Annotated in this window: 19 protein-coding genes; 6 read left to right on the plus strand and 13 right to left on the minus strand. The window is 54.6% G+C overall.

What is annotated here, in order from left to right:
* Nucleotides 1-795 precede the first annotated feature (795 nt).
* Nucleotides 796-2,331, plus strand: a complete 1,536-nt coding sequence (locus L9H78_RS09840) for an NYN domain-containing protein (protein WP_249619972.1) — start codon at nucleotides 796-798, stop codon at nucleotides 2,329-2,331.
* A gap of 185 nt (nucleotides 2,332-2,516) precedes the next feature.
* Here the strand turns inward: L9H78_RS09840 and L9H78_RS09845 are convergent, their stop codons facing one another.
* The 11 genes from L9H78_RS09845 to L9H78_RS09895 form a co-directional block, all read right to left on the minus strand.
* Entirely contained in the window at nucleotides 2,517-3,335 is an 819-nt protein-coding gene (locus L9H78_RS09845; RefSeq protein WP_126856330.1) for a PspA/IM30 family protein, read from the minus strand.
* A 237-nt stretch (nucleotides 3,336-3,572) separates the two neighbouring features.
* Nucleotides 3,573-4,460, minus strand: coding sequence for a succinate--CoA ligase subunit alpha (gene sucD / locus L9H78_RS09850; RefSeq protein ID WP_249619973.1), 888 nt, complete (start codon nucleotides 4,458-4,460; stop codon nucleotides 3,573-3,575).
* Between the two features lie 18 nt (nucleotides 4,461-4,478).
* Nucleotides 4,479-5,657, minus strand: a complete 1,179-nt coding sequence (sucC, locus tag L9H78_RS09855) for an ADP-forming succinate--CoA ligase subunit beta (RefSeq protein WP_249617840.1) — start codon at nucleotides 5,655-5,657, stop codon at nucleotides 4,479-4,481.
* A 339-nt stretch (nucleotides 5,658-5,996) separates the two neighbouring features.
* Nucleotides 5,997-6,374, minus strand: coding sequence for a thioredoxin (gene trxA, locus L9H78_RS09860; protein WP_023018757.1), 378 nt, complete (start codon nucleotides 6,372-6,374; stop codon nucleotides 5,997-5,999).
* Nucleotides 6,375-6,557: 183 nt separating this feature from the next.
* Complete coding sequence (gene dnaB / locus L9H78_RS09865) at nucleotides 6,558-8,105, minus strand: replicative DNA helicase (RefSeq protein WP_249619974.1); 1,548 nt, start codon at nucleotides 8,103-8,105, stop codon at nucleotides 6,558-6,560.
* Nucleotides 8,106-8,682: 577 nt separating this feature from the next.
* Nucleotides 8,683-9,144, minus strand: a complete 462-nt coding sequence (gene rplI / locus L9H78_RS09870) for a 50S ribosomal protein L9 (protein ID WP_249617842.1) — start codon at nucleotides 9,142-9,144, stop codon at nucleotides 8,683-8,685.
* 88 nt (nucleotides 9,145-9,232) lie between these two features.
* Nucleotides 9,233-9,808: a single-stranded DNA-binding protein gene (locus L9H78_RS09875; RefSeq protein WP_027018083.1), complete on the minus strand. Its 576-nt coding sequence runs from the start codon at nucleotides 9,806-9,808 to the stop codon at nucleotides 9,233-9,235.
* A gap of 61 nt (nucleotides 9,809-9,869) precedes the next feature.
* Nucleotides 9,870-10,157, minus strand: coding sequence for a 30S ribosomal protein S6 (gene rpsF / locus L9H78_RS09880; protein ID WP_023018753.1), 288 nt, complete (start codon nucleotides 10,155-10,157; stop codon nucleotides 9,870-9,872).
* Between the two features lie 230 nt (nucleotides 10,158-10,387).
* Entirely contained in the window at nucleotides 10,388-10,579 is a 192-nt protein-coding gene (locus L9H78_RS09885) for a hypothetical protein (protein ID WP_249617844.1), read from the minus strand.
* The gene (locus L9H78_RS09890; protein ID WP_249619975.1) at nucleotides 10,576-12,102 is read right to left on the minus strand and encodes a glycosyltransferase family 87 protein; all 1,527 of its coding nucleotides are present in this window, start codon (nucleotides 12,100-12,102) and stop codon (nucleotides 10,576-10,578) included. Before L9H78_RS09890 ends, L9H78_RS09885 begins: the two co-directional genes overlap by 4 nt.
* Nucleotides 12,102-14,390, minus strand: a complete 2,289-nt coding sequence (locus L9H78_RS09895) for a transglycosylase domain-containing protein (RefSeq protein WP_249619976.1) — start codon at nucleotides 14,388-14,390, stop codon at nucleotides 12,102-12,104. Before L9H78_RS09895 ends, L9H78_RS09890 begins: the two co-directional genes overlap by 1 nt.
* Nucleotides 14,391-14,583: 193 nt before the next feature.
* Here L9H78_RS09895 and L9H78_RS09900 point away from each other — a divergent pair, with 193 nt between their 5' ends.
* Genes L9H78_RS09900 through L9H78_RS09915 form a run of 4 tightly spaced genes read left to right on the plus strand, consistent with a single transcriptional unit; the run spans nucleotide 14,584 to nucleotide 17,661 of the window.
* Nucleotides 14,584-15,672 carry an inositol-3-phosphate synthase gene (locus L9H78_RS09900; protein WP_430622736.1) on the plus strand — a complete coding sequence of 363 codons (1,089 nt, stop codon included), beginning with the start codon at nucleotides 14,584-14,586 and terminating at the stop codon, nucleotides 15,670-15,672.
* Between the two features lie 10 nt (nucleotides 15,673-15,682).
* Nucleotides 15,683-16,138, plus strand: a complete 456-nt coding sequence (locus tag L9H78_RS09905) for a MarR family winged helix-turn-helix transcriptional regulator (protein ID WP_021353278.1) — start codon at nucleotides 15,683-15,685, stop codon at nucleotides 16,136-16,138.
* Nucleotides 16,139-16,157: 19 nt separating this feature from the next.
* The gene (locus L9H78_RS09910) at nucleotides 16,158-17,189 is read left to right on the plus strand and encodes a universal stress protein (protein WP_249619977.1); all 1,032 of its coding nucleotides are present in this window, start codon (nucleotides 16,158-16,160) and stop codon (nucleotides 17,187-17,189) included.
* Between the two features lie 4 nt (nucleotides 17,190-17,193).
* The gene (locus tag L9H78_RS09915) at nucleotides 17,194-17,661 is read left to right on the plus strand and encodes an MATE family efflux transporter (protein WP_249619978.1); all 468 of its coding nucleotides are present in this window, start codon (nucleotides 17,194-17,196) and stop codon (nucleotides 17,659-17,661) included.
* 74 nt (nucleotides 17,662-17,735) lie between these two features.
* Here L9H78_RS09915 and trhO read toward each other — a convergent pair whose 3' ends face one another.
* Both trhO and L9H78_RS09925 read right to left on the minus strand, forming a co-directional pair.
* The gene (gene trhO, locus L9H78_RS09920; RefSeq protein ID WP_249619979.1) at nucleotides 17,736-18,719 is read right to left on the minus strand and encodes an oxygen-dependent tRNA uridine(34) hydroxylase TrhO; all 984 of its coding nucleotides are present in this window, start codon (nucleotides 18,717-18,719) and stop codon (nucleotides 17,736-17,738) included.
* 157 nt (nucleotides 18,720-18,876) lie between these two features.
* The gene (locus tag L9H78_RS09925) at nucleotides 18,877-20,370 is read right to left on the minus strand and encodes a DUF1846 domain-containing protein (RefSeq protein ID WP_249619980.1); all 1,494 of its coding nucleotides are present in this window, start codon (nucleotides 20,368-20,370) and stop codon (nucleotides 18,877-18,879) included.
* 117 nt (nucleotides 20,371-20,487) lie between these two features.
* On the opposite strand from L9H78_RS09925, the gene L9H78_RS09930 reads away from it, so the two are divergent.
* Nucleotides 20,488-21,360 carry an Fpg/Nei family DNA glycosylase gene (locus L9H78_RS09930; protein WP_249619981.1) on the plus strand — a complete coding sequence of 291 codons (873 nt, stop codon included), beginning with the start codon at nucleotides 20,488-20,490 and terminating at the stop codon, nucleotides 21,358-21,360.
* The last annotated feature ends 23 nt before the right edge of the window (nucleotides 21,361-21,383 follow it).

Below are 21,383 nucleotides of genomic sequence, written 5' to 3' on the forward strand. Positions count from 1 at the left end.
CTCAAAACGATTAATCAAATGCAGAAACAAAAAAGATCCACATCCCACTAATCAAGTAAGTATCAAAAATAATAAGTACATTGACACGCTATTGAGTTCTCACACAACACCACCACCCCACTACTCAAGCACCCTAATCAACGAGCACCCTTTTCGTAAAGCAGCCAGACCGACTTTACACACTCAATCACTTGAACACAAACCAGAACACTGTGTCGTTCATCACAACACCGCGAACCAGACTGCCACACGAGCAACCAGCGCAACTCACCAACAACAACCACCAACCACACAGTCAGCAGCCACCAAAAGCAAGCATCGGCCCTATAAAATTATCATCATCCCCGCCAGACAAACAAAGAACACAACCACCAGAACCAACATCCTGTGAAGTTATTTTCTCTGTCAGCCCCTCGCGGCGACTTGGATAAGCTTAAGCGATAACAAAACACAATGCAAATCGATTGTTCAACGGTTTCGTTTGCCCTGGTTAGAGACCACTTTCTTCCGTAACCAAGCATCACGATAATCGCGTTATAACGACGCTATAAGTGTCGATCTTTCTCCAAGCCACGATCTAATATGCCGCCACTCCCTTTTGCTATTCATTACCGCGATTAATTAGCTGCAAGCGCCATCCTCGCCGTTGAAATACAGGCAATTAACGGTGTTTAGTCTGGCTTTCTCCTACCGTCTGGCTGTTAAGGTGTGGGATTTATCGACTCATCGGCCGTATTCAGGCAGACTAGATAGAGAAACTTATTTAGATCTATTAGAGAAACGGACTTAGGAGTCATGCTTGAACGCACAGTTGTGTATGTCGATACCTCGTATTTGCTTGCGAGCTTTTATAACTCATGGGAAATCGGCGCCCGTGCACAATTAGAAATTGATCTACCTGAGGTCGTCGCCATCTTGGATGGCATGATTTCCAACCAATTAGGGCAACGCGTACATCGCCAGAATTGGTACGACGGCATCCCAGATACTGGTCCACATCGTTATCAACGCGCACTTCGTACTTGTGAAGGAGTGCAGTTACGAACCGGACAATTGATTGAATGGGGCGAAAGGCGCACACAAAAAGCCGTCGACACGCGCTTAGTGGCCGATATGGTGACAACCGCCTGCAAACAGCAATTCACTGACATGGTGCTGGTTTCTGGCGACGCCGACATGATCCCCGGCGTCCAGGAAGCAACCAATGCTGGGATCCGCGTACACCTCTACGGTTTTGGTTGGGATTCCATGTCGGCCGCGCTACGCCATGCGTGCGATACAACGACTATCCTCGATCCTCGGGAGGACTTCACCGGCGCCATGGAACTCCAGGTGCTGGAAGGTCCGCTACCACCGACGGTGCGCGACCACCACTCCGAAGAATCACCTGTGTGTGATACAACGGGAGAAGAATCGGTCGCACCTAGCGTCGACGACGATTGCGCCAATTCTCCTGCGGTGCACTCCCAGGAAGCCAGCTCGCCTGATGCACCTAGTACTAGCGTCCAAACGCACGGAACAGTCACCTCCGAAGGCGACTACGAAACAACGAAACCCGATTCTTCGCAGCCAGCCGCCGAGACGCATGGTCTGGAAAAATCCCGTATCCCCAAGCCCGGCGAATCTCCCCGGAAACCCGACAGCGATGAATTCGCCGAGAAACTCAACCCCACCCCCAAGCCTGGCCCTCTTACGCAGAGTTCTGAGGTCAAGGATGCCCCACTCGCACCAGAGGATGTCGCATCCACTCCTCCGGCAACACCCGGCGACAACCAATCGGCGCCAAATATCAGTCCCGCTGCTCCGACTACACAATCTGAGACCCCTCCGGGCGAAGCGCTTGACGACGACAAGGACCCGTCGGAAGTCGAAGCCGAGCTGCGCGCATACAGCCGAGCTACCAGCGACTCCCACCGGGACAATGCTTCCGACAACAACGAGGACAACGCACCTGGCAGCTCACCGGCCAGCCCCAAGCCTAGCGCTCCGCGCCCCTCACCATCGATGATGGCGCCGCGTCGCAAACTGCGCTCACGCTACGTCCCATTGCCAGAAGAAGTCTGGACATCCGCCGGATTTCAAACGCCTTTCGACGTCGGCCAACAATATGCTCGCTGGTGGTACGACAATGCGGCTTCTCCTGAGCAACGCGACCAGGCCCACCTACTTTCCGGGGGCGGGCTACCACCTGAGGTGGATCGCCCACTCCTGCAATTCGCCTGCGAGACACTGCATGAATACACCTTGAGCGAGACGCAGCGGGTGAAATTACGCGACGGATTCCATTCCGGAATTCGCGGTATTTTACTGAACGCTTCCCGCGATAGCTAGACTGCCGCATCGCCGTACACAAAAGCGCGGACCGACCGGTCCGCGCTTTAATTTTGCCTTGAGCTTCCGCGCCGTCCCGTTGTACCCTGCAGCTTGCCGGCTGTCATGTTGTGCCCTGGGGTTTGCGGGCGGTTCTGTTTCCCGCAGCTTTCAAAGGGATAAATCAGTTCAGCGGTCAGTGCAGGTTAGGAATCTTTCTGTTCTGCTGAATCACTGCTACCAGCATCATCACTGCTTTCACCTGCACCAATAGCTTTATTCTCCTCAGATGAACCAGCGGCCATCGAAGCACGAATTTCATCTAATTTAGCGTTGGCTTTCACATCGCGCGCCGAAGTACTTGCGGAAATTTCAGCCATTGCATCACTGGCCGAATTACGGGAAAGTTCCTGTGCCCCCAATGCATTCGCGTAACGACGCTCGATCTTGTCGCGTACCCCGTCCAAAGTCGGGGTAGAGTCATCTCCACCGATTTGCGAATTCATTGAGTTCATTGCTTCGCTGGTCTTTTCCTGCATTTTAGTTTGCTCGACCTGCTGCTCTAAACGACGAACTTCATTGAGTTGCTCTTCCAACCGAGCTTCCGATTTTTGCAGCTCTGCTTTGGCTTGTTCCGCAGCCTGCTGCGCAGAATTGTACATTTCTTTAGTCTGCGTAAGCTCTTTTTCCACTCCCACAAGCTGGGATGCAATCAATTCCGCTGTTTCATTAAAGCGCTGTGCCTTCTCGGCATCACCATTGCCTTCGGCCTGGTCTGCAGCCTGCAAGGCCTCACGAGCTTGTGACTGATACTCATCCTGGCTTTGTAATAGCCGGTTCAACTGCATTTCGAGTTGCTTCTTATTGCCTATTACCTTCGAAGCTTGCTCCGAGATCTCCCGGTGCTGCTGTTTTGCAGCTTCAGCGGCTTGCTTAATCTGTACCTTCGGATCCGCATGCTCATCAATCTTGTTGTCGAATGACGCCATGAGATACTTCCAGCCCTTACTGATGGGATTGGCCATAATCAGTTCACTCCTCGGTTTCAAGTGCAGTTGCACCTGCCTAGTTAGTTACAGTTCTTGCAGCCCATGATACGGAAAGAACCAGGCCAATTAGACTGCCAATAGAAATAGAAAACCGGCCCTTCCATCCTCTTCGACGGGATGAAACGGGCCGGAATTTCTACGAGTCCTACACACGCTCGCAATTTCTGCGAGCCTGCAAGCTACAGGAACTTCTGTGTAGACATTGTCTGCTGTTTAGGCACCAATGATTTCGCGCATCAGGTTGGCAGCATCGGTTGGAGTCTTGCCGACCTTGACACCAGCAGCTTCCAAAGCCTGCTTCTTAGCTTCTGCAGTTCCGGAAGAACCAGAAACAATAGCGCCAGCGTGGCCCATGGTCTTGCCTTCTGGAGCTGTGAAGCCAGCAATGTAACCAACAACTGGCTTGGTGACGTTTTCCTTGATGTATTCTGCAGCGTTTTCCTCAGCGTCGCCACCGATCTCACCGATCATAATGATGGCTTCAGTCTCAGGATCGTTCTCGAATGCCTCGATAGCATCGATATGGGTAGTACCAATAACTGGGTCACCACCGATACCAACGCAAGAGGTGAATCCGATGTCACGCAACTCGTACATCATCTGGTAGGTCAAGGTACCGGATTTGGAAACCAAGCCGATCTTGCCTGGGTTTGGAGCAGTCTCTGCTGGGATGATGCCTGCATTGGACTTGCCTGGGGAGATCAGACCAGGGCAGTTTGGTCCGATAATGCGGGTCTTGCCGCTCTTTTTCGCCGCAGCGTGGAATTCCGCGGTGTCCTTGACCGGAACGCCTTCGGTAATCACAACAACAAGTGGCATTTCTGCGTCGATAGCTTCTTCAGCAGCTGCCTTGGTGAACTTCGCTGGAACGAAAAGTACAGAGACGTTAGCTCCGGTCTCGTTCTTGGCGTCTTCGACAGAACCGAAGACAGGGACAGTCTTGCCGCCTTCGAATTCCACCTGTTCGCCGGCTTTCTTCGGGTTCACACCACCAACAATGTTGGCTCCGGAATTCAGCATGCGCTGGGTGTGCTTCATACCTTCAGAGCCAGTCATGCCCTGAACGATGACCTTCGAATCTGAGTCTAGAAAAATAGACACTGTTTTTATGCCCCTTCCTTAAGCCTGGTCAGCCAGTTCGGCTGCACGGCGTGCTGCTTCGTCCATGGTGGTTACCTGTTCAACGTGTGCCAAGCCAGCTTCGCTGAGGATCTTGCGTCCCAACTCTGCATTGTTGCCATCCAAACGGACGACCATTGGCTTCGCCTGCACGCCCTGATCAGCCAGGATCTTGTTGGCCTGCACAATGCCGTTCGCTACTTCGTCGCAAGCGGTGATACCACCGAAAACGTTAACGAATACGGATTTCACCTGTTCATCGCTGAAGATGACCTCGAGGCCATTAGCCATGACAGAGGCATTGGCACCGCCACCGATGTCCAGGAAGTTCGCTGGCTTTGGCTTCGAGCCGAATTCTTCACCAGCGTAAGCGGTAACGTCCAGCGTGGACATAACCAGACCAGCGCCGTTACCAATCACGCCAACGCTACCGTCGAGCTTGACGTAGTTCAGACCCAATTCCTTGGCGCGACGCTCCAAAGGGTCAGCCGCGGCGGCGTCCTCCAGGTTCGCGTGGTCTTCATGACGGAACACTGCGTTGTCGTCGAGAGAAACCTTGCCGTCGAGTGCAATGATGCGACCATCGTCGGTCTTGACTAATGGGTTAACCTCGACCAGCTGTGCGTCTTCTTTCTCATAAACTTCGTAAAGCTTACGGAAGACAGGAACCAACTGCTCGGTTTCTTCATCGCTGAAACCGGCTTCCTTGGCGATATCACGAGCGATATCCTCGGTCAACCCCTCCAGTGGCGAGAAGTTCTTACGCACCAGCTTTTCTGGGTGCTCTTCGGCGAGCGTTTCAATCTCCACGCCACCTTCTTTGGAGCACATAGCCAGGTAGCTGCGCTTGGTGCGGTCCAACAGAATCGAGAAGTAGTACTCTTCAGCGATATCTGCGCCTTCAGCAACCATGATGGTGTTAACGGTGTGGCCTTTAATATCCAGGCCGAGAATTTCCTCTGCCTTTTCCGAAGCCTCAGCCGGGCTCTTAGCCAGCTTCACGCCACCGGCTTTGCCACGGCCACCGGTTTTCACCTGCGCTTTCACAACGAAAAGATCGGCATTGATCTCTTCTGCAGCCTTCTTTGCCTGCTCTGGGTTCGTTGCGACAATGCCCTGCAGCACAGGGACATCGTGTGCGCTGAACAAGTCACGAGCTTGGTACTCGTATAGATCCACGTTTGCTCCATTCCGAAATCGAATTTCGTCTATCGCCGTACTCCAAAAATAATACGGAAAATTTGGTGGCTTTTCAGTGACCCAACGCATAAATGCCAGGTCCTACCGACCATATGTGGCGAGTCTCCCCAGAAGCTGTGACCTAAGCCAACACTAAATAAGAGCACGGGCTAGAGAACCCTACTGAATAAACAAACCGACGAGCCGGGAAACTTAAAGCATTGCACGGCTTCAATCGCACCGTGCAGGCCATTTGTTCCTCAGCTCGTCGGCTGCATAGATGAGTTCCGGACACCGTCGCCAGGACAGCTACGCTGCCGGAGCCTCCTCTATAGGGTGTTAAGAGTTGTCTTGCTGCGCATTCTGCTCAGCCAGCTGCTTACGTACGTCATCCATGTCCAGCTTCTTCACCTGCTGGATAACGTCTTCCAAAGCCGCTGGTGGCAATGCGCCAGCCTCCCGGAAAACCATGATGGAATCGCGGAAAATCATCAATGTCGGGATCGACTGAATCTCTAAAGCAGCGGCGATTCCCTGGTTGTTATCAACGTCCAATTTCGCATGCACGATATCACCATGCTGTTCCGAAGATTTCTCAAAAGTCGGCGCAAACTGGCGGCATGGGCCGCACCACTCTGCCCAAGCATCAACGATAACGACATCATTATCAGCAACGGTGCTTTCAAAGGTGTCTTCAGTAATGTCTACGGTTGCCATGAGTGAGTTTCTCCTTCAATAAATCTCATTGAGTGCGTTAGTACATTATTCGCAGACTTCCCACGGTACGCTTCGACGCTGATTTTCGCGCACGCAGCATCCGCTGAAGTAGCTGCCATATGACACAACAACAAACTTTCCGACGCTATTCCCACGCAACTAGCCCTGAACCCAAAGCTGCTGCTAAACCCGCTGCACGTAATTGTCGAATCGCGAAAAACGGAGACGATGCGCCACGGTAACTGTATCGATTGGCCCACCGCGGTGTTTAGCCAGAATGATGTCCGCTTCACCAGCACGCGAATCTTCCCTGTCTTGCGAATCGGGGCGGTAAAGCAACATAACCATGTCTGCGTCCTGCTCTAACGAACCCGACTCACGGAGGTCAGCCAGCTGAGGTTTTTTGTCCGTGCGGGCTTCCGGCCCACGGTTCAGCTGGGAAATCGCCACAACTGGAACTTCCAGTTCTTTCGCCAACAACTTCAACTGACGCGAGAACTCAGAAACTTCCTGTTGCCGCGATTCCACGCGCTTGCCCGAACTCATCAACTGGAGATAATCCAAAACAAGCAGGTCTAAGCCATGTTGTTGCTTCAGCTTACGTGCCTTTGAACGAATTTCCATCATCGTCAAATTGGGCGAATCGTCGATAAAAATCGGAGCATTTTGCACCGTATTAAGTTTGTCGGTGAGCTTTTCCCACGCGCGTTCATCCATTCTGCCGGACCGCATATCCGTCAATTGGATTTCTGCTTCCGCAGAAAGCAGACGCATAACGATCTCAGACGCCGACATTTCCAACGAAAAAATCACCGAAGTTTTACCGTTTTCGATGGAACAGGAGCGCATAAAATCCATCGCCAGCGTCGACTTACCGACACCAGGGCGCGCCGCAACGATAATCATCTGACCGGGGTGCAACCCATTGGTGACTTTGTCCAGGTCAATAAAGCCTGTTGGTACACCGGACTCCAAACCGCCAACGCGCTCGAGTGCGGCCAGCTCGTCTACTGTCGGTTTAATTAAGTCGCTCAGCGCACGGTAATCTTCGGTTTTCCGTTTTTGCGAGACCGCGAAGACTTCCTGCTGGGCGCGGTCTATCACGTCGGTAACCTCGGCGTCCTCCGTGCCAGCAAATCCCAGCTGGACTACCCGGGTGCCGGCGTCGACAAGCTTGCGCAGCACTGCTTTTTCCGCGACCAGCTCCGCGTAATACAAAGCATTCGCGGCGGTCGGCACCGAAGAAATGAGGGTATGCAAATATACTGCGCCGCCGGTGCGTTCTAGATTGTTGTACCGGTCCAACCGCCCCGAAACAATCACGGGATCGATTTGCTCGCCATTGGCATAAAGATCCAGCATCGCCTCGTAGATCAGGCTATGCGCAGGGTAGTAGAAATCCTCGGGGTCAAGCTCCTCGATGACTTCCATGACGGTATTGGGGCTCATCAGCATCGCGCCAAGGACGCCTTGTTCAGCTTCTCGGTCATGCGGAGGCTGCCGGAAATCACCATAAGCGTCGGGCTGATCTTGTTGGAATTTGCCACGACCGCCCTTGTTCCGGGAACGATACTTAGAATCATTCCCGGAAAAGCTATTTCGCGAAAAATCATGATCGGATGCACTGAATCCAGCATCATGAATATCTGGGGCGTCGAAACTCGGTTCTTCCGGTGGCGGCTCCGGAAGCTGATAATCATCCGAAAAATTTGCGTTGGCTTCCGGGCTCATTTGGGTCTCCTCCCCATGGCAGATTGTTCTGTGGAGTTCATTCTAACGAGCCAACCAACACTTCGAGCTTCGCAAAACAGCATCTAGCCCAACTATACAAACACCCTTCCGAGTGCTTATGCACAAAAGTTATCCACAGGATATTCCACAAGCAAGTGAAAACTTCGTGCCAAATTGTCACGTTAAGAAAAATCGACCTGCGGTTTTTCCGCTGCTTGTGGAATTTGTGTGGATAAACCTTTCTTTACGACGCATAACTGCGGGAAAAACGCAGGCCATTAGAGGTTCTGTTAAATCTACAAGCTGTGCATAACTTCTGAAAAATACCTGTACCTGCAGAAAGTCTTGTCGGCATAACAGGCTTATACATGCAAATCGGCGATTACCAGTGTGGTCGTGCAGTGAATTTTCTACGCAAATTCCACAAGTTATCCACAGCCCTGTCGTTGAGCTGTGAGAAGTTCCCACACCAAAAACGGGGATAACCAACGACAAACTCCCCGCACGAATGGCCCCTCACAGACCACCCGAACGGGGAGTGTTGTTAATGCTGTTGTCGTTAACTTAAAGAGCTTCTCTAGGAAGCAGAGACGACCGAGAAGTTGATCTTGCCCTTGATATCAGAGTGCAGCTCAACTTCTGCCTGGTAGTTACCAGTCTTTTTCACCAATGCCTTTGGCAAATTGATGATTCGCTTGTCCAGCTTCGGACCGCCAGCCTTGGCAACAGCCTCGGCAACGTCTTCTGCGGTGACCGAGCCGAAGAGCTTGCCCTTGGACGAAGTCTTGACCTTGACGACGACGTCGTTCAGGGACAGCTTGTCCAGAGCTTCGCGGATCTCAACAGCGTGATCCAAGTCGCGGATCTCGCGCTGTTGCTGAGCACGGCGAATGCCTTCGATGTTCTTCTCTGCTCCGGCGGTGGCTGGGATAGCCAGGCCACGCGGCAGCAAGTAATTGCGTCCGTAGCCGTTTTTAACCTCTACGACTTCGCCTGCGGCGCCGAGGTTCTCAACGGCAGCGGTGAGGATCAGTTTCATGATCCCTGCCTTTCGTTGTTTTGTTGCTAGGCCCCGCCAATCATGTGGCGCGGTGTAGCAGTTTTGCGGTGAATAAACGAGCTAAATCTTAAAATGGAGGTTCGCTGTCTCCGCCGAAACCACCAGCGGGTGGGGCGGAATTCCACGGATCATTATCCGGACCGTTGTTGTTCGACTGGTTGGACTGGTTACCACCGAATCCACCCTGCGAACCACCGGAAGGAGCACCTCCGCCGAAACCACCCTGGTTCGACTGGTTGTTACCGCCTCCACCAAAGTTCCCGGAGCCGCCCTCACGCGGGTTCCGGTTCACTTGTGCAGAAGCGTATTTCAGCGACGGGCCTACCTCGTCCACTTCAATTTCAAAGACTGTACGGCTTTCGCCCTCTTTGGTTTGGAAGGAACGTTGGCGCAAACGGCCGGTGACGATCACTCGCATACCCTTAGACACCGATTCTGCAACGTTTTCCGCCATGTTGCGCCAAGCGTTGCAGGTCAAAAACAGGGCCTCACCGTCTTCCCACTGCTGCGTTTGCGCATTATAGCGCCGCGGGGTGGAAGCGATACGGAAGTTAGCCACCGCTGCACCCGATGGGGTGAAGCGCAATTCTGGGTCCGCAACTGCGTTGCCGACCACGGTGATGTTGGTATCTCCCTGTGCCATGTTTTCTCCTCAGTGCTTTCCGGGATGCAGGTTCGTCGTCTACGACCTCCAGTATTCGGATTTAGCTGTCGGTACGCAGAACCTTGGTACGCAGTACGGTATCGGAAAGGTTCAGACGCCGATCAAGCTCTTTAACCGAATCCGGTTCGCATTCCAGGTTGATGACGGCGTAGATGCCTTCGGAACTCTTCTTGATTGGATAAGCCAAGCTGCGCTTGCCTACCACATCAACGTTTTCCACCTTGCCGTTATCCTTGCGGACAGTCTCGAGGAACTTATCCAGGGATGGGGCAACGGTGCGTTCATCCTGCTTAGCATCCAGGATGATCATTACTTCGTAGCGACGCACGGACCTCATCACCTCCTATGGTCTTGTCGTTTCGGCCATATCACCTTCGCGGATATGGCAGGAGGGTTCGTTGCGTCAAGCAACCCTCAAAGATTAGCGCACCCAGGGGATATCCGCAATCATTAGCGGAGCTGATGTTGCCGGCCTGGCGCATCGCTGACAAATTGACTGCACAATTGACCGCACAAACGACACGCAAATTCCCCTGCACTAAATTAACTAGCGCTAAATTAGCCAGCGTTAGTAGTAGCGAAAAATACCGCCAACATAGTCGGTATGACCGTCAGAAACAGTAGTGCGATCAGCCCGAGCACCACGGCTGGCCGACGGGTTGGTTTGCGATGAATAGCCCAATATGCAGCACCGATACATCCCAACCCAATCACTATGGAAATAACTCCGATGATGACGATGGCGTTCATGCATTCTCCTTTTCATTCGCATGCCACATGGTTTTGCCTACGCGCCCTTCCCGAGTTTGCACGTGCTCTGCCGCTTTTTCCGGCGGCACTTGTAACGGCCCCGCCAACGGGTCATAACCGTTATGGGCCTGATAAACCGTATCCTCGCTACGCCCGAGCATTTGCCGCACCACGCACACCACCAGCACCACAATCAGCCCGGTGCGCGTGAGCACCACGAGATCCAAAAATTCCGCCGGCAGCCCATTGTTTTCGGAACCGTGCATATGCCACATCAGTACTGGCCAGACGAACATGTCAACCGCCATCCAGACCCACAACAGCCTCCATCGTGGCAACGCCAGCACAGCCGGAATGACCAGCCACAACGAATACTGCGGCGACCAGACTTTATTGAACAGCAAAAACGCGGCAATAATTAGGAAAACTAGTTCCGCCACCCGCGGTTGGCGCTTGCCGACGAACCCGACAATGGCGATTACCAGACAGCTCGCCATAAACAGCACTAGGCTCACGCTGTTGAGGATTTGTGGAACCTCCGCGCCTTCCGGGTCGAAGCCGTCGAAAAGCGTCAAACGTGCGGCCACAGCATAAATTGTGGTCCATTCCCAACTGCGCGTGCTGTTTAAACGATTGAATTCATTCCATGCCTCCGGGTAAACAAGCAGTACCGGCAGGTTGACCACTAGCCATGTCACCGCGGTGCTCACCGCCACTATGATGAACGGCCGGAATCTGCGCAAGCGTAATGCTAAAACGATGAAAGCGCCCAGCAAAAACACCGGCCATAATTTGGCTGCGGTACCTAGACCAATGGCAATTCCGGCCCAAACTGTGCGTCCGCGGGAAAATGCCAACAAGCCAGCCACTGCGAAGAAAATCGCGAGAATATCCCAATTGGTAAAAGCGTGCACCAGCACCAGTGGGCTTGCAGCAACCAAAATGATGTCCCAAATACGTCTGCCTGCGAGTGCACAGGCCATGCGCACAGTCGCTACCCACAGTATCGCGAGCACCAGAACCGTGAGCACGAAATACCACCCCGCCATGGGCACCGGCACGAGGTGTTTACTGATGGCTTCCACTGGAGGGTAGCTAATGCGGGCTAACCAACCCATGAAGCCTTGAAAATACCCCGTAACCACAGGGTATTCCAGGTAACGGGTCAGGTCGCCTTCCTGCCAGGAATATGCGTAAGGAAAAACGCCGGTGTCCAACCCACGCCCGGCAAACAAGGGCACGATGTCGTTATAACAAGCGGAGACATAAGCCCGGTTGCCCGACCAGTTGAGATCAATCGCACCGGTATCGGGATTGATGCTGCCGCGGGTGCAGTGCGCCTTGCTGAGGAACCCTCCCGCAAGAAACAACATCGCCACTGAGACAATCACTTGCACGGGGTTAAACCAGCGTGAATGCGCCAGTCTCCCATGCTTACCGACGTGCCCACCCAGGAAATCGATCAACCGCCGGGCTGCCGGTTCGGTCTCAGCAGGCGCAACCCAGCCAGCCCGGTTGTTCATTACAGCAGATTCTCCAACTCGTTGATGGCGTCTTCGATGACTGCGCCCGGAGCCGGCGGCGCCTGGCGTCCGCCCTGGCCGCCTTGGTTCTGACCGCCCTGACCACCCTGGCCAGTCGCGCCACCTTGTCCACCGTTTTGGCCTTGGCCTCCTGGGGCCTGTCCACCCGGCGCGGGAACTTGCTCGCCTTGGCCTGGTTGTTGGTCATCTTCTGCATCGTCTGCAGGGGTTTCCGGAGTCTGGTTTGGCGTCGTAACCCCACCAGTTCCGCTGCCGTAACCGGAACGTCCCGTGCCGCTAGATGTCGGTGGCACATAGCTTTCGATCAGGTTTGAGCCGGAATTGCCATAGGTGCGCCAACGCACCGGAGCTGCGCTTTCGAAGGAAGCCTGCTCGCGTCCTTCGAGCGCTCGATCTAAGGAGTCCTTCCAGATCGATCCAGGAGTATTGGCGCCATACATATTGCCGCCGTACTGATTGAAAATCGCCGAAGTGTTGTCGGCAGTACCCACCCAGACTGCGGTGGACAACTCTGGGGTGCCACCAACCATCCAAGCGTCCTTGTTCAGTCCGGTATCGCCCAACTGTGCAGTACCGGTCTTGCTTGCCGACGGACGGCCTCCAGCCAACACCTGGCCGGCGTGTGCAGCCACTGGTTGCATCGCTTGGATTACGTTGTCCGCAACTGTCTCAGAGACGCGCCGTTCTGGCTTGTGATCGTTGTGCTCGTAGAGCACTTCACCGCGGGAAGTTTCTACGCGAGAAACGAAGTGCGGCTGGTTATAAACCCCGTGGTTGGTTAGCGTGGCCATTACAGTCGCCATATCCAAAACTCGCGACTGGTACTGCCCCAGCACGATGCCTTCATAAGGTTGCTCGCCGTTTTCAGTCAGCGATTCCGCTACACCAGGGAAAGACTTGGCCACTCCCAGTGCGTGCCCCATATCAGCGGTATCTTGCGTGCCGTTGACCAAGTCATCCTGCAAGCGGATGAATGAGGTGTTGTAGGAGTATTCCAACGCCGTGGCGATGGAGCACACACCACAACCATTGCCGTCCCAGTTGGTGACTTCAATGCCACCCGGCAGCATCACAGGTGTCGAAGCGTAATTAGCCCCCAATGGGATGCCTTGTTGCAAAGCGGCGGCTAGGCCAACAATCTTGAACGTTGATCCAGTCTGCAGCCCGGCTGAAGCGTAGTCCCAACCAGATGCTTCATCCCCACCGTAATAACCGCGCACCGCGCCTGTGGCTGGTTCAATGGTCACCACGGCCGAGCGGGCATCTTCTTGCAACCCCGCCATGTTTTCTTCCACAGACTGCAGCACGGAATTCTGTACATGCTGGTCGATTGTGGTGGTTACCTGCAAACCGCGGTTGGTCACATCGTCTTCGGTAATGCCTAAAGTTTCCAGTTCTTCAATGACCTTGTTTTTAATGTGGCCATTCGGACCGGTGGCTTCCGTATACGCGGAGTATTCAGCTGGGTCGCGAGTTTCCGGATAGAACATCCCGGCGCGTTGTTCTGCTGGCAACAGCCCCATCTCGACCAAACCGTCCAGCACATAATTCCAACGACCTTCCGCCCGTTCCCGGTTATTCCACGGGTCTAGTTGGTTCGGCACCTGGATAGTCGCCGCCAGCACCGCGGCTTCTTCTATCGTCAGCTCGGTGGCTGGTTTGTTGAAATACGCCGTCGACGCAGCTTCGATACCGTAAGCATTGCGTCCGAAGTACACGGTATTGAGATAAGACTCCAGGATCTGCGCTTTGTCCCACTCATTAGTCATTTTGATGGAGTGGACCAATTCATTCCATTTTCGTGCATAGGAGTGATCGTCACCCACGATGACGTTTTTCACGTACTGCTGGGTAATCGTCGACCCGCCTCCGGCGTTAGCGTTGCCCGTGACCTGCCCCCAGGCGGCACGCAAAAAGCCGGATACGGAAAAGCCACTGTTATCCCAAAAATCACGATCTTCGGCGGCCAGCACAGCATTCGACACATACTCTGGAAGGTCTTCCAAAGACACGAACGTGCGGTTGCCTTCTGGCGGCACTAAACGAGCCAGCTCGGTGGTGCCGTCAGAGGCATAGATATGGGAAACCTGTGCGGTAGTCACCTCGCTTGGTTCCGGGGTATCGGCACGCACATAAGCGACCGCAAAAATCATGCCTGGAATCGCCAAAATAGCCACGAAGATGATCGCTAGCGTGATCCATATCTTCTGGCGCCGGGTACGCGGCTGCCGGGCGTCGTCGGTGTCAGTCTGGGAGTTCTCAGTCACCGTCAAACCTCTGTCATTGCCTTGTAGAAATATCTCTTCAAAGAATACGGGGTGTGTCCAGTTGGTGGAAACCACCGTGGGTTCATCTTGATCGATACACCTCGCTGTACTTGATCGATACACCAACATTTCGGCACTGTTTCCGCAGCGTGTTGCTTTTAAGCTGGCCTGGCTAACGAAAGGAGCAATCATCATGTCCAAAGTTCGTGTGGCCATCGCCGGTGTCGGCAATTGTGCTACTTCCCTGGTGCAGGGCGTAGAGTTTTACCGCCACGCACCTGTCGATGAGAAAATCCCTGGCCTCATGCATACCCAGCTAGGTGAATACCACGTTGGTGATGTGGAATTCGTCGCCGCGTTTGATGTTGATGCCGCAAAAGTTGGCAGCGATCTTGCCGACGCTCTCGATGCATCGCTTAATTGCACGATCCGCATTGCAGACGTTCCACCCACCGGGGTAACAGTGCAACGTGGCCCCACCCTGGATGGGCTGGGCATGCACTATCTGGCATCCATCGAAGAATCCAAGGCAGAACCAGTAGACGTCGCCCAAGCTTTGCGCGACGCTGAGGTTGACGTACTCGTCTCTTATCTCCCTGTGGGTTCGGAAGAAGCCGACAAATACTATGCACAGGCCGCCATCGACGCGGGTTGCGCCTTCGTCAACGCACTACCAGTATTCATCGCATCCGACCCCGAGTGGGCACAGAAATTCCTTGACGCCGGGTTGCCTATCGTTGGCGACGACATCAAATCGCAGGTCGGCGCAACGATCACCCACCGTGTGATGGCGAAGCTTTTCGAGGACCGTGGCGTCCGTCTAGACCGTACTATGCAGTTGAACATCGGTGGCAACATGGACTTTAAAAACATGTTGGACCGAGAACGCCTGGAGTCCAAGAAGGTATCGAAAACACAGGCGGTGACTTCGAATCTGCACAACGGGCCACTGGCAGGGTTGAAGTCTGGCCGAAACGTACACATTGGCCCTTCTGACTATGTGGAGTGGCTCGATGACCGCAAGTGGGCTTATGTACGTTTGGAAGGCTCGGCTTTCGGCGAGGTGCCATTGAACCTGGAATACAAGCTCGAAGTCTGGGATTCACCCAATTCTGCGGGTATCATCATCGACGCAGTCCGGATCGCAAAAATTGCTTTGGATAGAAAAGTAGCAGGTCCGGTCGATGCTGCATCGTCCTACCTCATGAAATCTCCACCGGTCCAGCTTTCTGACGACGAGGCTGCAGCCAAACTAAAAGCATTCATTGCTAAAAGTGACTAAGCTATCAGCCATGAGTAAAACAGCGGAAGAAGTGGCAGCGAAACTCCAGGAACCAATGACTCGCCTACGAGTCCTTTACGACCGCATCGCTAGTCACTATTCGTTGACCCCGGCCCAGATGACCATCATGGAGTTTCTGTACAAAAACGGTGCCAGCCGCATCAGCGCAGTTTCCGAGGCAGAAGGCATCCGTATGCCTACCGCCTCCAATGCTTTGGTGCAACTGGAGCGCAGGGAACTAATTCGTCGTGTACGCGACAGCGTCGACCGCCGTGGAGTCAAAGTAGCCCTGACCAACCTCGGCAAAACTGAATACGAGGAAGCGCGGGAAGCGCGTCGCAAAACACTGGCCCAATTGCTGGATCATTTGGACGAAGCAACCCTGGCCAACGCGTATGAGCTTGCCGACGTCATTGTCGAGCTGGCAGAGCGCTACACCCCGGCAAAGCACAACGAAAACAACTAACGAACTACACTAAGTTTTCATGGCCACTGATTCTGCCGGCGCCGTATCGTCGACAAGCGAGCGCCAACCGCTCCGCGTTCTCGTCGCCTGGAACCCAACGTCTTCCGGAGACGAAGCCATCGCCTACGCCGCATGGCTCGCCCGGTCCATGCCCGTCAGAATCCGCGTGATTTCTATTTTGCTTCGCCCATGGCCAGCAACTTCGTTGGCGAAGCTGGGCGGCAAATACCAAAAATCTTTCAAAAAAGAGGCCAAGGCGTGCGCCACAGCTGTGGAAGAAGCGCTCACGCAAGCCGAAGTTCCTTCACAGTGTTGGGACGATGATTTCTCGGTGTTTGCCGATGGTTCCTCCCCCGCCCCAATTTTGACCGAGGCAGCCAAAGATTTCGCTGCCGACCTCGTCATCGTCGGCTCCAGCGCTTCCACCCCCAAAGGGCGTTTTCACAGCTCGTCGACGACCTCTGCACTACTGCACTCTTCACCGAGTCCACTGGGTTTGGCACCCCGTGCAACAAAGCTATCCAAGCATGGCATCACCCGCCTGAACTACGCGTTCTTAGAATCCGGCGAAGACACCTCACAGGTTGGGCTTCTGTACGCTGCGAGTTTAGCCAACAAGCTCTCTTTACCATTGCGGATAGTCGCTTTTTCGCCTACCGGCCTGGTCGATATCCCAGTCACAATCAAAAAATCTTTGGTGCAGGATCTTACCGATCAGTGGCACGAGAATGCATTAGCGATGCTGGACCGTGCACGCGATCGCATCATGGACTGCTTCCCAGACATCACCGTAGAAACCGGCATTGGCTCCGGCGACGGGTGGAAAGGCGCAATCGACGCGTTGAAGTGGAAAAAGGGCGATTTGTTATGTCTGGATTCCAGCGATGCAGGCCCTTCGCCACGGGTTTTTATCGGTTCGCCAACCTCGGAATTCCTACAGAATATTCGCGTTCCCGCCGTGGTCTTACCCGCCGGGTATGAACGGCAGGAACAGCAAGAACAGCAAGATTCGGTGCGCAAAAGCCAGAATAAGCCAACGCCCCTAGACTAGAGGCATGCCTGCTACCCCGAATTTTCCGCACCCAGAAAACGATCTCTACGACGATGATCCGTCTCGGTTCACGCGGAATCCTCGTAGCCTCGACGAGCTAGCCAATAGCCCGGACCCATATATGCGCGCGGGCAAAGACGAAGAATCTTCCCGCCAGGCTAAGCGCTACTTGCTTTGGGCCATGGTGGGATCTTTCGTCGTCGGGCTTGGTTCCTTGCTGTTCAGCCGACTCACCGGCGGTCAGTTGTGTGATTCCGGCGAAGCGGCCTGGTTGTGCACCGAAGCTTCCCATATTTGGTGGCCAATCTTGGCCTGGACCATCCCATTTTTTGGCATGGTGATCTGCGCGATCATCATGGTGCGCAAACTCCGCGCCGGTGTACGGTGGCGCACCTGGATGGGCGTGTTCTGGGTATTAGTGCCCAACGCCATGTTTTGGGGGCTCGGCGCCGTGCAGATACTGGCGCTATAGAAAGTCCCGGTATAAACGCCTCAACATAAAACGCGCAGGTATACAACATCGAGGCGTCGCAACGCTGCAGAAAGCTACGCGCCCTGCTTTTGCGCTTCTGCTTTTTGTGCTTCCTCTTTTTGCGCGATAGCCTCGGCAACTTCCTGGCAGTCCTCGCGTCCGCAATGCGCGGTGCGCGGGTTAGCATAGCAGTCATCACAAATAAGCACTTGCTTGCGGCAGGTGTCTTCATTAATGCAATTATTGAACTTATTATTGCCCACTCCACAGTGGATGCAGTGCCCTAATTGCACAAAATTGGGATCATTATCCTGCCCAAATTCCATGTGCATGCGCTCATCAAACACGTACAACGAGCCTTCCCACAGGCCTTTGTTTCCGTATTTTTCGCCGTAGCGCACGATGCCGCCGTCGACCTGGTAGACCTCGTTGAAGCCGCGGTTTTTCATCAGCGAAGACAAAATTTCGCAGCGGATGCCGCCGGTGCAATAGGAAATCACCGGCTTGTCCTTCATCCAGTCGTACTTACCGGATTCGATTTCTTTGATGAAGTCATGCGTGGTTTCCACATCCGGCACCACCGCATTTTTAAACTTGCCGATCTCGGCTTCCATGGCGTTGCGGCCATCGAAGAAGACCACGTCGTCGCCGCGCTCTTCGACGAGTTTATTCACATCTTCCGGTTTCAGGTGCACGCCGCCGCCGATCACGCCGTTTTCATCAACCTTCAACTCATCAGCAGCGTTGAAAGCAACGATTTCATCGCGGACTTTCACTGACAAGCGTGGGAAATCGTCAGCGCTGCCATTGGACCATTTGAAGGACATGGAATGGAAGCCATCATATTCGCGGGTGCGCTTGCGGTATTGCTTACAGGCAGCGACCGTGCCGCCGACGGTGCCGTTGATGCCGTGCTTGGAAATGAGAATGCGGCCTTTCAGCCCCAGCGATTCACACAAAGCCTTTTGCCACAGCATCACCGCCTGCGGGTCTGCGATAGGGGTGAACTGGTAATACAGCAGGATTTTGGATTCAAGCGATTCGCTGCGGCTAGTCATAAGCCGCATTTTAATAACCAGCTGGAAGTTTTCCTAAACGCTCGTGGTTCCGCCCCGCACATCTATACCTTGCAGGGCCAGTGCCGAAGTACCGGGCACGCCAGGGCTGGGGCCGAAATACCCGGCACGCCGGGGCGGGGTGGAACAAGCCGCAGGCTTAAACCTTGTGGTACAAGCCTTTACGCCAGAACACCGGATCGCTGCTCACGCGCACGCCAAGGTTGCGGAAAATGGCTTCGTCGACTGGTCCCAGAATCGTGGTGGTGTGCACGTCACAATCGCGCAGGTTCTTCAACTCCGCCAGTGCCGCGCGGGCGTCGGCAGAATTCGCCGCAGACACCGACAAGGCGATCAATACTTCATCGGTGTGCAAACGCGGGTTCTTCGAACCCAAGTGCTGGGTTTTCAGCGTCTGGATCGGTTCGATGGCTTCGGGAGCCAGCAACAAGACGTCGTCAGAAATACCAGCCAGGTGCTTCAAAGCATTCAACAGCATTGCCGCCGAACAGCCCAGCAAGCTGGAGGTTTTTCCGGTGATCATGGTGCCGTCGGCAAGCTCAATGGCCGAACCCGGCTGCCCGCTTTCCTCCGCCACCCGGCGCGCCGGAGCAAGTACTGCACGATCGTCGACGGCAACACCGGCTTTGTTCAGCACCACGGCCACGCGCCCAGATAACGTGCTGTCGAGTTCCTCGGTGCGTTCGGTAACCAGGGCTTTGAAATAACGGCGGATGATTTCCTGGCGGGCGGCTTCCTGGCAGGCTTCGTCGTCGCTGATGCAGTAGCCGACCATGTTCACGCCCATATCGGTTGGCGACTGGTACGGCGATTCCCCCACCAGCTTTTCCAACAAGCGCTTGAGCAGCGGGAAGGCTTCGACGTCGCGGTTGTAATTCGAGGCCTTCTCGTCATAGGCGGACAGGTGGTATGGGTCGATGACGTTGGCGTCGTCCAGATCTGCGGTGGCTGCCTCATAGGCCAGGTTGACGGGGTGCTCGAGCGGCAGGTTCCAGATGGGGAAGGTTTCAAATTTTGCGTAACCAGCGTTCACGCCGCGCTGGTGTTCGTGATAAATCTGCGATAGGCAGGTCGCCATCTTGCCGGAACCCGGCCCCGGCGCGGTCATGATGATCAGATCGCGGGAGGTTTCTGCGAAATCATTGCGGCCAAAGCCATCTTCGGACACGATGCGGTCGGCATCCGTGGGGTAGCCCGGGATCGTGCGGTGGCGAGAAACCTTCAGCCCCATGCGGTGCAGGCGCTGGATGAAGGCTTCTGCCTGGTGGTTGCCGTCTTCCAGCTGGGTGATGACGACGTTTTCCACCAAAAAACCGCGCTCACGGAAGACGTCGACAAGCCGCAGCACGTCATCTTCGTAGGTAATGCCAAGGTCCGCGCGGATTTTATTGCGCAGCAGGTCCTTGGAGTTCACGCAGATCATGATCTCCAGGTCATCTTTCAACTGCTCCAGCATCGCGATTTTATTATCCGGGGTAAATCCCGGCAGGACGCGTGATGCGTGCAGGTCGTCGAAAAGCTTGCCCCCCATTTCGAGATAAAGCTTGCCGCCGATTTCTTTCCGTCGCGCGTTGATGTGCTCCGATTGGAGTTGAATGTATTTCTCGCGATCAAACCCGATCTTATGCGCCATTGTGCCTTACTTTCTCTCGCGAGGATCCCCCGCGTGCAGCCTCGAAAAATCTATGACGCATGAATAGTATACGCGCCCAGCACGAACACAGTGCAAACACAGCGCTAGGCTAGAGACATGCCTGAAGGTCACGTCATCCACCGTCTTGCCGGCGAATTCACCCGCATTTTTGGCACCCAGCGCCTGCATATCACCAGCCCACAGGGCCGTTTTGCCACGGAAGCAGCGCTTGTCGACGGCTCCCGGATCGAGCGCGCGGAAGCTTTTGGCAAACACTTATTTTTGCACTTCGACGCCGCGTCCGACGAGCACATCATCTATATCCACTTGGGCCTGATTGGGCACTTGCGTTTTGAGGATCGCGAGAAGGTCTGGGGGCAGATCCGATTGCGCATCGAAACGCTTGACGACGACGGCAGCTCAGAAGACACCACCAACCTGGCGGCGAATCTGCGCGGGCCACAGTGGTGCCGGCTGATCACGGACGAGGAATACGCCATCGCCGTCGGCAAGATCGGCGAAGACCCGATCCGTGATGATGCCAACCCGCGGCAAGTGTGGGCGAAGGTACAACGTTCCAAGCGCAGCATCGGCTCGCTGTTGATGGACCAGAAATTGTTCGCCGGGGTGGGCAATATTTACCGTGCGGAGGTGTTGTTCCGGCATCAGCAGTCGCCGTTTACTCCGGGCAATGCAATTGACCGCAGCGTGTTTTTCGCGATGTGGGAGGACCTGGTGGTGCTGATGCGGCAAGGCGTAGTCGACGGCGAGATAAATACAGTGCGCGATGAGCACACCCCGGAGGTGATGCACCGCCCGGCGCGTGACGACGAGCACGGCGGTGAAGTCTATGTCTACCGGCGCGCGGGCGATGATTGTTATGTGTGCGGCTCGGATATTGCGATGAAGGCATACGAGGGCCGCAATCTGTTTTGGTGCCCGACTTGCCAGGCGTCATCATTTGGGCGCAGATTCCCACCACGGGCTTAGGCCAGGGTGGTTAAGCTGGGTTT

The sequence above is a fragment of the Corynebacterium pseudodiphtheriticum genome, from assembly GCF_023509295.1.
In the GTDB taxonomy this organism is placed as follows: Bacteria; Actinomycetota; Actinomycetes; order Mycobacteriales; family Mycobacteriaceae; genus Corynebacterium; species Corynebacterium pseudodiphtheriticum.

Coding starts and splice junctions, on each gene's coding strand:
- L9H78_RS09840 (WP_249619972.1), top strand. CDS start 796: ATGCTTGAACGCACAGTTGTGTATGTCGATACCTCGTATTTGCTTGCG.
- L9H78_RS09925 (WP_249619980.1), bottom strand. CDS start 20,370: ATGGCGCATAAGATCGGGTTTGATCGCGAGAAATACATTCAACTCCAA.
- dnaB (WP_249619974.1), bottom strand. CDS start 8,105: ATGAGCCCGGAAGCCAACGCAAATTTTTCGGATGATTATCAGCTTCCG.
- L9H78_RS09915 (WP_249619978.1), top strand. CDS start 17,194: ATGCCTGCTACCCCGAATTTTCCGCACCCAGAAAACGATCTCTACGAC.
- L9H78_RS09905 (WP_021353278.1), top strand. CDS start 15,683: ATGAGTAAAACAGCGGAAGAAGTGGCAGCGAAACTCCAGGAACCAATG.
- L9H78_RS09875 (WP_027018083.1), bottom strand. CDS start 9,808: ATGGCACAGGGAGATACCAACATCACCGTGGTCGGCAACGCAGTTGCG.
- L9H78_RS09890 (WP_249619975.1), bottom strand. CDS start 12,102: ATGAACAACCGGGCTGGCTGGGTTGCGCCTGCTGAGACCGAACCGGCA.
- L9H78_RS09930 (WP_249619981.1), top strand. CDS start 20,488: ATGCCTGAAGGTCACGTCATCCACCGTCTTGCCGGCGAATTCACCCGC.
- rplI (WP_249617842.1), bottom strand. CDS start 9,144: ATGAAACTGATCCTCACCGCTGCCGTTGAGAACCTCGGCGCCGCAGGC.
- L9H78_RS09885 (WP_249617844.1), bottom strand. CDS start 10,579: ATGAACGCCATCGTCATCATCGGAGTTATTTCCATAGTGATTGGGTTG.
- trxA (WP_023018757.1), bottom strand. CDS start 6,374: ATGGCAACCGTAGACATTACTGAAGACACCTTTGAAAGCACCGTTGCT.
- L9H78_RS09900 (WP_430622736.1), top strand. CDS start 14,584: ATGTCCAAAGTTCGTGTGGCCATCGCCGGTGTCGGCAATTGTGCTACT.
- trhO (WP_249619979.1), bottom strand. CDS start 18,719: ATGACTAGCCGCAGCGAATCGCTTGAATCCAAAATCCTGCTGTATTAC.
- L9H78_RS09910 (WP_249619977.1), top strand. CDS start 16,158: ATGGCCACTGATTCTGCCGGCGCCGTATCGTCGACAAGCGAGCGCCAA.
- L9H78_RS09845 (WP_126856330.1), bottom strand. CDS start 3,335: ATGGCCAATCCCATCAGTAAGGGCTGGAAGTATCTCATGGCGTCATTC.